General features: G+C 71.8%; 6 protein-coding genes and 1 pseudogene. All 7 read right to left on the bottom strand.

The annotated features are described in order from the left end of the window. Positions 1 to 193 (bottom strand): annotated as a pseudogene (locus FM076_RS26590) (hypothetical protein); the annotation flags it as partial. A 66-nt stretch (positions 194 to 259) separates the two neighbouring features. Continuing rightward, positions 260 to 2,137, bottom strand: coding sequence for a gamma-glutamyltransferase (ggt, locus tag FM076_RS26585; RefSeq protein ID WP_173873426.1), 1,878 nt, complete (start codon positions 2,135 to 2,137; stop codon positions 260 to 262). A 257-nt stretch (positions 2,138 to 2,394) separates the two neighbouring features. Beyond that, the gene (locus tag FM076_RS26580; protein ID WP_173873425.1) at positions 2,395 to 3,366 is read right to left on the bottom strand and encodes an amino acid ABC transporter permease; all 972 of its coding nucleotides are present in this window, start codon (positions 3,364 to 3,366) and stop codon (positions 2,395 to 2,397) included. Then, the gene (locus FM076_RS26575; protein WP_173873424.1) at positions 3,363 to 4,007 is read right to left on the bottom strand and encodes an amino acid ABC transporter permease; all 645 of its coding nucleotides are present in this window, start codon (positions 4,005 to 4,007) and stop codon (positions 3,363 to 3,365) included. The genes FM076_RS26580 and FM076_RS26575 overlap by 4 nt, the downstream gene beginning before the upstream one ends. 29 nt (positions 4,008 to 4,036) lie before the next feature. Further along, positions 4,037 to 4,984 (bottom strand): transporter substrate-binding domain-containing protein, encoded by a 948-nt coding sequence (locus FM076_RS26570; protein ID WP_173873423.1) that lies wholly within the window; start codon positions 4,982 to 4,984, stop codon positions 4,037 to 4,039. Positions 4,985 to 4,998: 14 nt separating this feature from the next. After that, positions 4,999 to 5,742: an amino acid ABC transporter ATP-binding protein gene (locus FM076_RS26565; protein WP_274598943.1), complete on the bottom strand. Its 744-nt coding sequence runs from the start codon at positions 5,740 to 5,742 to the stop codon at positions 4,999 to 5,001. A 111-nt stretch (positions 5,743 to 5,853) separates the two neighbouring features. After that, complete coding sequence (locus FM076_RS26560) at positions 5,854 to 6,294, bottom strand: DUF6278 family protein (protein WP_173873422.1); 441 nt, start codon at positions 6,292 to 6,294, stop codon at positions 5,854 to 5,856. Between the last annotated feature and the right edge of the window lie 249 nt (positions 6,295 to 6,543).

The raw sequence follows: 6,543 nt of genomic DNA, 5'->3' as shown, positions 1-6,543 counted from the left end.
AGAGCGTGCTGCGCGGCAGGTAGTCGCCGCCGGCGGCGGCCCGCTGCTCCAACTGCCGCAGGGTCAGGCCCGATTCCTCTTTCAGACGTCGCAGGCATTCCAGGAACGCGGGGACGTCGTGTGCGTGCGGTAACCCGGTCTTCTCCAGGGGATCCATGCCGTACCAGTACCAGACCGCTTCCCGCCTGACCACTGCCGGTCCGCTCCCTCACCGCCTGCCGGGAGGGGAGGGAGCGGACCGGGAAGGCTCCCTCCGCCGTCAGCCGTGTTCCGGGCGCACGACCATCGCGGAGCCGCCGCCGCGGCGCTCCTTCTCGGCCACGGCGCTCCAGCGCCCTCCCCCCGCGCCTTCGCCGTGGGAGGAGCCCCCGGACAGCCGCTGGACAGCGGTGGCCGCGCCGATCTCCTTCGTCTCCTTGAAGGAGTGGCCCAGCTTCTCCAGTTGGCGGCGCACCTGGCTGTTCATCAGCTTCGGCTCGGCCTCGGTCTGCTCGGCGTTGCGCTGGCTGGCGCGCGGCGCGGCGATGGCGTCGACGAGCGGCATCCGGCGGTCGAGGTGGTTGGTGAGGGTCTGGAGCACCGTCGTGATGATGGTGGCGCCGCCGGGCGAGCCCAGTGCGAGCACGGGCTCGCCGCGTTCGAGGATGATGGTCGGCGACATCGAGGAGCGGGGCCGCTTGCCGGGGCCCGGCAGGTTCGGGTCGTGGACGCCGGGCCGGACCGGGGTGAAGGAGAAGTCGGTCAGCTCGTTGTTCAGCAGGAAGCCCCGGCCGGGCACGGTGATGCCGCTGCCGCCCGTCTGCTCGATGGTCAGCGTGTAGGCGGCGACGTTGCCCCACTTGTCGGCGACGGTCAGGTGCGTGGTGCTCTGCCCCTCGTACGGGGTGGGGGCCGCCTGGTCCTCGTCACCGCGCTCGCACGGCTCCGGGTCGCGGGGGTCGCCCGGTGCGACGGGGCTCCCCAGGGCCTTGTCGTCGTCGATCAGGCAGGCCCGCGAGTCGGCGAACCACTGCGAGGTGAGCCCCTCGGTGGGCACGTCCTCCTGGGTGGGGTCGCCCACCCACCTGCCCCGGTCGGCGAACGCGATACGGCTCGCCTCGATGTAGCGGTGCAGGTACTCCTTCTCGCTCAGCTTCCCCAGATCGCCGCGCTCCAGGATGTTGAGCGCCTCGGCGACGCTGGTGCCGCCGGAGGAGGAGGGCGCCATGCCGTACACGTCCAGGCCCCGGTAGGAGGTGCGGGTCGGCTTCTGCGCGCGCGTCTCGTACGCCGCCAGGTCCTTCGCCGTCAGATCGCCGGGCCGCACCGTGCGGTCCGACCCCTTGGCGACCGGGGGCTTGCGCACCGTCCGCACGATGTCGCGGGCCAGCTCGCCGCGGTACAGCGCCTTGGCGCCCTTGCGGGACAACTCGGCGTAGGTGCGGGCCAGATCGGGGTTCTTCAGCGTCGAGCCGACCTTCGGCAGCTCGCCGCCCGGCAGGAAGAGCTTCGCCGTCGCGGGGAAGTCCCGGAACCGGTCCTCGTTGCCGGCGGTCTGCTCCCGGAACGTCTTGTCCACGGTGAAGCCCTCGCGGGCCAGCCGGGTGGCGGGGCGCAGGTTCTGCGCCAGCGACCTCTTGCCGTAAGCGCGCAGCGCCTTCTCCCACGTCGCGGGCGTGCCCGGTGTGCCGACGCTCAGCCCGCTGGTGACGGCCTGGTCGAACGGGATGGGCTTCCCGTCCTCGGTGAAGAGGTTCTTGTCCGCGGACAGCGGCGCCTTCTCCCGGCCGTCGATGGTGTGCACCTTGCGGGAGTGCGCGTCGTAGTACACGAAGTACCCGCCGCCTCCGACGCCCGCCGAGTACGGCTCCGTGACCCCCAGGGCCGCCGCGGTCGCCACCGCCGCGTCGGCCGCCGTGCCGCCGTGCTTGAGCACCTCGATCCCGGCGGCCGAGGCGTCGGGGTCCACGCTGGAGACGGCACCGCCGTAGCCGGTGGCCACCGGCGTCTTGGGCGGGGTCCCCGGCTCCGCGCGGGTCTGCGCGCCCGCGGGCGCGGCACCCAGCAGCCCGGCGACCACGGCGCCCGTGCCGAGCAGGGCGACGGTGCGGCGCACCGAACGCGGCGGGGGCGTGCCCCTCTTGGGAGAGGTCGGCATGCGAGGGCCTCCTTTGTGTGTGCTTCGTACGAGTACGAGCCGCGCGGAACGCGCGGCCTGCCCGCACGGCTCCGCGGAGCGCGGCGCGGTGATCGCGACAGCGTAATGCGCTTGACGCGCATGCGTCAGCACCCGTCCGACAGGGAAGACACCCTCACCCACCCGGGCCCCGCGCCCCGTGAAGCGACCGCCTCCCGCCGCCGGGGAGCGAGGTCAACTCCTGGACTCGGCCCGGATGCAGGGAGCCGAGGGCAGGGTCACGGGCGGGCGCCCGGCATCGTCGAGGCCGCTTGGGCGGGGGCGACGGGGACCGCCTCGTTCTTGACGTTGCGGCGCTCCCGGCGGGCGACCCAGTTGGCGAACCAGGACAGCAGCATGCACAGGCCGATGTAGAGGGCGGAGACGACGATGACGACGGGGATGAACGGCATGGTGTAGTCCATGTTGATGGCGATCAGCCGCCCGGCGTGCAGGAACTCCTCGTAGGTGATGAGGAACCCCAGCGAGGTGTCCTTCAGGGCGACGACGAGCTGGCTGATGATCGTCGGCAGCATGGCCCGCACCGCCTGCGGCACCAGGACGTGCACCATCACCTGGGTCTTGCGCATGCCGAGCGCGTAGGCGGCCTCCCGCTGGCCCCGGTCGACCGACTGGACGCCCGAGCGGAAGACCTCGGCGAGGACGGAGCCGTTGTAGAGGGTCAGCCCGGTCACCAGGGCGGGCAGCGCCTGGACCTGGAGGGCGACGAAGACGAAGAAGATCATCACCAGTACCGGCATGGCCCGGAAGAACTCCACCAGCAGCGTGCTCAGCCACCGTGCGATCCGGTGCTCGGAGAGCCGGCCCGCCGCCAGCACCGCGCCCAGGGCCAGGGCCAGGACGGCCGCCATGGCGAACGCCTCGAGGGTGTTGCCCAGGCCGCTGAGCAGCAGTTCCTGGACGCCCTCGTACGCGAACGGGCGCCATTTGACGTGTGCGAACTGACCGGTGTCGGCGAGGAGGTAGAGGACCCAGGCGACCAGCGCGGCGAGGGCGAGCGTGGTGACCAGGCCGTAGACCCGGTGCCGGGCGCGGGCCCGGGGGCCGGGGATGTCGTAGAGCGCGGAGCCGGCCGCGCGGGGTGTGCGCCTCGGGGAGCGCTCCCGCAGCCGGGTGGCGAGCCCCGCGGGCCCCGGCGAGGAGGGGGGCGGGCCGGAGGACGGCGAGGGGGGTGTGGGCCGCCCGGTCATCGGGCCACCCCCCAGCGCCGCTCCATGGCGTGGAAGAGGGCACTGATCGCGAGGGTGAGGATCAGATAGCCCACCGCGATCCACACGAAGCTCCAGATCACGCTGTATCCGTTCTCGCTGAGCGTCTTGTAGGTGCTCAGCAGCTCGACGACGCTGAAGGAGCCGGCGATCGCGGAGTTCTTGGCCAGGGCGATCAGCGTGGAGCCGATCGGCGCGATCACGGTGCGGAACGCCTGCGGCAGCACCACGGTGCCCAGCGTCTGGCCGAAGGTCATACCCAGGCTGCGGGCGGCCTCGCCCTGGCCGAGCGGCACGGTGTTGATGCCGGAGCGCACCGCCTCGCAGATGAAGGAGGAGGTGTAGCAGCCGAGGGCCAGCACGGCGAACAGTTCGAACGGCAGCGCGATGCCGAAGCGGGGCAGGCCGAGCAGCATGGCGAAGAACAGCAGGGTGAGCGGGGTGTTGCGCAGGACCGTCACCCAGGTGGTGCCCACCGCGCGCAGCGCCGCCACGGGCGCCACCCGGAACCCCGCCATCAGCACGCCCAGGGCGAGGGCCAGCAGCGAGGAGTAGACGGTCAGCCGTACGGTGCCCCAGAAACCGTCGCCGTAGAGGGAGAAGTTCTCTGTCAGTACGTCCATGGAGCCGCTGTGGTTCCTCTCAGCTCGTCTCAGCCCGTCAGGGAGCGGTCGACGCGGGGCGGCCGTGGCGCGGGGGTGCCGGAGAGGCCGAGGGTGGCGTCGTAGGCGCGTGACCAGTCGCCGTTCCTCTCGCGCACGGTGATCGCGGCGTCCAGCGCGCGGGCGAGCGCGTGGTCCTCGCGGGGGACGCCGATGCCGTAGGGCTCCTCCGAGAAGGCCCGCCCGACGACCTCCAGGTGCTCGGGGTCCTTGGCGGCGTAGCCCAGCAGGATGGTGTCGTCGGTGGTGACGGCGTCGACCTGGTCGTTGAGGAGGTTGTCGACGCAGATGGCGTAGCTGTCGTAGGCGACGGCCTCGGCGCGCGGGTAGTCGGTCTGGATGCGCTGGAGCGGGGTGGAGCCGACCGCCGAGCAGATCTTCTTCCCCGCCATGTCCTGCGGACCCCTGACCCGCTTCTCCCCCTTGCGCACCAGCAGCCGCTGTCCGGCGATGTAGTAGGGCCCGGCGAAGCCGACCAGTTTCTTGCGGCCCTCGTTGATGGTGTAGGTGCCCACGTAGTAGTCGATCTGGCCGTTCTGGAGGGCGGTCTCGCGGTTGGCGGAGGCGATGGCCTTGTACGCGATCTGCCTGGCCGGGTCGAAGCCGAGGGAGGCGGCCATCATCTTGGCGATCTCCACGTCGAATCCGGTGTAGACGCCGGTGGCCGGGTTCTTCTCCCCCATGCCGGGCTGGTCCTCCTTGACCCCGACGGTCAGCCTGCCGCGCCGCTCGGCGCTCCGCCAGGTGGGCGAGGCGGGCAGCGAGAAGCCGGTGTCGACCGCGTAGTGCGGCGGTTTCCCCGGTTGCGGGCCGCGCGCGGGCGGGCTGCCGGCGGCGCCGCACGCGGTGACGGCGAGCAGGAGGACGGCGCCGGCCAGGGCGCGGCGCAGCCGGGCGGGGGTGCGGGAAGCGGCGCGGGGAGCGGTGGGTGTACGCACGAGCAGGCCGCCTCTCAGTGCTTGAGGATCTTGGAGAGGAAGTCCTTGGCGCGCTCGCTGCGGGGCGCCGTGAAGAACTCCTCCGGGGAGCGGTCCTCGACGATCCGGCCCTCGGCCATGAACACCACGCGGTTGGCCGCCGAGCGGGCGAAGCCCATCTCGTGGGTGACGACGACCATCGTCATGCCGTCGCGGGCGAGCTGCTGCATGACCTCCAGGACCTCGCTGATCATCTCCGGGTCGAGCGCGGAGGTCGGCTCGTCGAACAGCAGCGCCTGCGGGTCCATGGCCAGGGCGCGGGCGATGGCCACCCGCTGCTGCTGACCGCCGGAGAGCTGCGCCGGGTACTTCCGGGCCTGTTCGAGCAGACCGACCCGCTCCAGGAGTTCCCTGGCCCGGCTCTCGGCCTCGTCCTTTTTCTTGCGGCGCACCTTGAGCGGCGCGAGCATCACATTGGCCAGCACCGTCTTGTGGGCGAAGAGGTTGAAGGACTGGAAGACCATGCCCACCTCGGTGCGCAGCCGGGCCAGTTCCCTCCCCTCCTCCGGAAGGGGGTGCCCCGCCAGGGAGATGGTGCCCGAGCCGATGGTCTCCAGGCGGTTGATGGTGCGGCACAGGGTGGACTTGCCGGAGCCGGAGGGGCCGATGACGACCACGACCTCGCCGCGGCCCACGGTCAGATCGATGTCCTTGAGCACGTGGAGCGTGCCGTAGTGCTTGTTGACGCCGCGCAGCTCGATCAGCGGCTCCATAGCCAGCGATTCCATAGGAGAGGGAAACTATCGGGCTGAATGGGTCACTACCGGGATGACACGCAGCAGGGCGCCCCGAAGGGGGCGGCCCGGGTGCCGCGCCCCGTAGCCGGCCCGCTAGTCCTCGCTGACCTCCGCGTACGCCTGGGACAGCTCGGGCGTGCCCGTCTCCGCCCAGGTGGTGCCCTCCGCCAGCACGTCCACCTCCCGCCCGGACGGGAGCCGCACCACCGGCTGCCCGTCCGGCCACCGCACCCACCGGGCGCCCGGCACCGAGCGCACCATCACGGTTCCCAGGTAGAGCCCGGCGTCGGTGCCGAGCCACGGGGTGACCTCCGGGTCCTCACGCCAGTGCGGCAGCAGCTGGTCGAGGGCGGACAACGACTCGACGGAGTCGTCGAGTTCGACACCCGCGGCGCCCGCGTGCTCGCGCAGCAGTTCGCATTCGGACAGCAGCTGGGTCGCGCTCTCCTGCTCCTTCGCCAGCTCGTCGGTCACCGCCGCCCCTTCGGCATCCGGGTGGGGCTTGCGCCAGTTGTCCAGAAAGGGGAAGTGCATGGTCCTCAGCGTGGCACTCTCCCGGTCCCGGGCACCATAGGCGCGCGGATGCGGGCGGCCCACCCGATTGCGCCGCCCGTCACCTTGACGACGTGTCAGGGCCTTTCTAACTTCACCCCGCCTCGGTCGAATCCGGGGTGCACACCCGCTGTCGAGTCCCACGAGAGGGCGGCATCACGTGCACAGACGTACCTGGACCAGATCCCTCACCGCCGTACTGACCGCCGCCTTGGCGACGGCGCCGGCGCT

Origin of the sequence: Streptomyces albus subsp. chlorinus (assembly GCF_013302895.1) — a bacterium.
GTDB lineage: Bacteria > Actinomycetota > Actinomycetes > Streptomycetales > Streptomycetaceae > Streptomyces > Streptomyces chlorinus.
This window is presented reverse-complemented; position numbering and strand designations above follow the sequence as displayed.